2 protein-coding genes are annotated in these 1,843 nt (G+C 74.7%); one reads left to right on the top strand and one right to left on the bottom strand.

All coding sequences use genetic code 11. The features are described from left to right. Positions 1–969, bottom strand: a 969-nt coding sequence (locus tag ACWJ6R_RS35750; RefSeq protein ID WP_449066449.1) for a serine/threonine-protein kinase, incomplete at its 3' end; no start/stop codon positions are given. 359 nt (positions 970–1,328) lie between these two features. On the opposite strand from ACWJ6R_RS35750, the gene ACWJ6R_RS35755 reads away from it, so the two are divergent. Further along, positions 1,329–1,811, top strand: coding sequence for a hypothetical protein (locus ACWJ6R_RS35755; RefSeq protein ID WP_449066450.1), 483 nt, complete (start codon positions 1,329–1,331; stop codon positions 1,809–1,811). Positions 1,812–1,843 lie beyond the last annotated feature (32 nt).

A 1,843-nucleotide genomic window follows, 5' to 3' on the forward strand; every position in this document is an offset into this window, starting at 1 on the left:
GTCGCGGGCTTGCGGGGCGCCGGGGCCCCGTAGGGCTTGCGCCGCTCGGGAGCCGCGGGCGAGTCGTCCCCGGCGGGCACGGCGCCGGCCGGGGAGGCCGGGGGGGGAGGCCGGGCGGATCATCCACGAGGGCTGCGTGGGGGAGCGTCCCTCGGTGACCTTCCGCAGCATGGCGGAGGCCTCGGCGTAGGTGAGCCGCTGGACGGGCTCCTTGCGGAGCAGCCCCTCCAGCACCGGCAGCAGCGGACCGGCGTTGCGCGCCGGGTCCGGCGGGTCGGTCATGACCGAGTGCATGGTGGCCAGCGGCATCTTGCGGTCGTGCGGGGACCTGCCCTCCACCGCCGCGTACAGCGTCGCGCCGAGCGACCACAGGTCGGACTCCCGGCGGGCGGGCAGGCCGCGCAGCCGCTCCGGCGCGATGAACGCGGGGGTGCCCGCCACGCCGGTCATGGTCAGCGTGCTCTCCGAGTCCAGCTTGGCGATGCCGAAGTCGGTGAGCACGACCCTGCCGTTCTGGGCGAGCAGGACGTTCTCCGGTTTGACGTCGCGGTGCAGCACCCCGGCGTCGTGCGCGCTCTGCAACGCCCCCAGCAGGGCCAGCCCGATCTCGGCGACCTGCCGGGGAGGCAGCGGCCCGTCCTCGCGGAGCACCTGGCCCAGCGAGCGGGACTGCACGAGCTGCATGACGATCCAGGGCTGCTCGTTCTCCTCGATCACGTCGTAGACCACCACGACGTTCGGGTGGGTCAGCCGGGCCGCCGCGCGCGCCTCCCGCAGGAGGCGCTGGTTGAGCGTCTGGACGTCCTCACCGAGGGCGGCGGAGTAGCGGACCTCCTTGATGGCGACGGTCCGGTCGAGGAGCTCGTCGTGAGCCTTCCAGACCGTGCCCATCCCACCCCGCCCGATGGGCTCCAGGAGATGGTAGCGGCCGGCGACGCGTCGCCCTTCCTGGTTCCCCTCCGACTGCATCACCCGCGTTGACCTCCCTCACAGTGGAGAAGATCCTCCCATAAACGGGGATCCGCCCCGACCCTCCGCGCGGCTGCGGTGCCCTACCTGCCAGGAGCGCCGGATCGCCGCGCGGCATGTCCGCCATGCGAGACGGCCGTCCCGCCCCGTGGCGAATCGGGCGGAGGTGGCCTAGACTCGGCGGTATGAACCGCTGTTCCGCGTTTATCAGGCCGGCTCCGGAGAGCCGGTCGCCCGACGCGTGACCCAGCGACCCTCCTGAGCCGGCGCAGGCAGAGACGACCCGTCTCTGCCTTTTTTGTTTCTCGCACCTCGCCGGCTCGCTGGACGCGCGCCGGCTTGAGCATCTGGGAGCCGAGATGTCGTTGACCGTACAGCCGACCGCACGGGCGGAGCGCGGAGCCGTACGCCTGGGGACCCTCACGCTGGGCGCCGGCCCGGCCGTGGTGATCGGCGGGCCGGGCGCGGACGCGCGCTGGATCGACCTGCGCGAACGCCGGGAGCGGCCCGGCACCGTCGCCGAGACCCTGGCCGGGGTCCGCGCCCGCTGGGCCGGGCCGGTCCTGGTGGAGCCGTCCTCCGCCGGCGACCTGCCGCAGATCGCCGCCGCGGCCGACGGCGTCGTGGTCGGGGCGGCCTGGACGCGCGATCTGCGGCTGGTCAGGGCGGTCTCCCGGCTCGGCCTGCCGGTGGTCGTCCAGCGCGGGCCGGCCACGTCCTGCAGGAGTGGCTGGCCGTCGCCGACTACTGCGCCGCCGACGCCGGCGACCGGATCGTGCTCTGCGAGGGCGGTGGACGCGGGCGGACGGGCTCGCCGGCGACCTCTCCCGACCTGGCCCTGATGCGCGAGGCCCGGGAGCGGTCCGGCCGCCCG

Source organism: Planomonospora algeriensis, assembly GCF_977012225.1.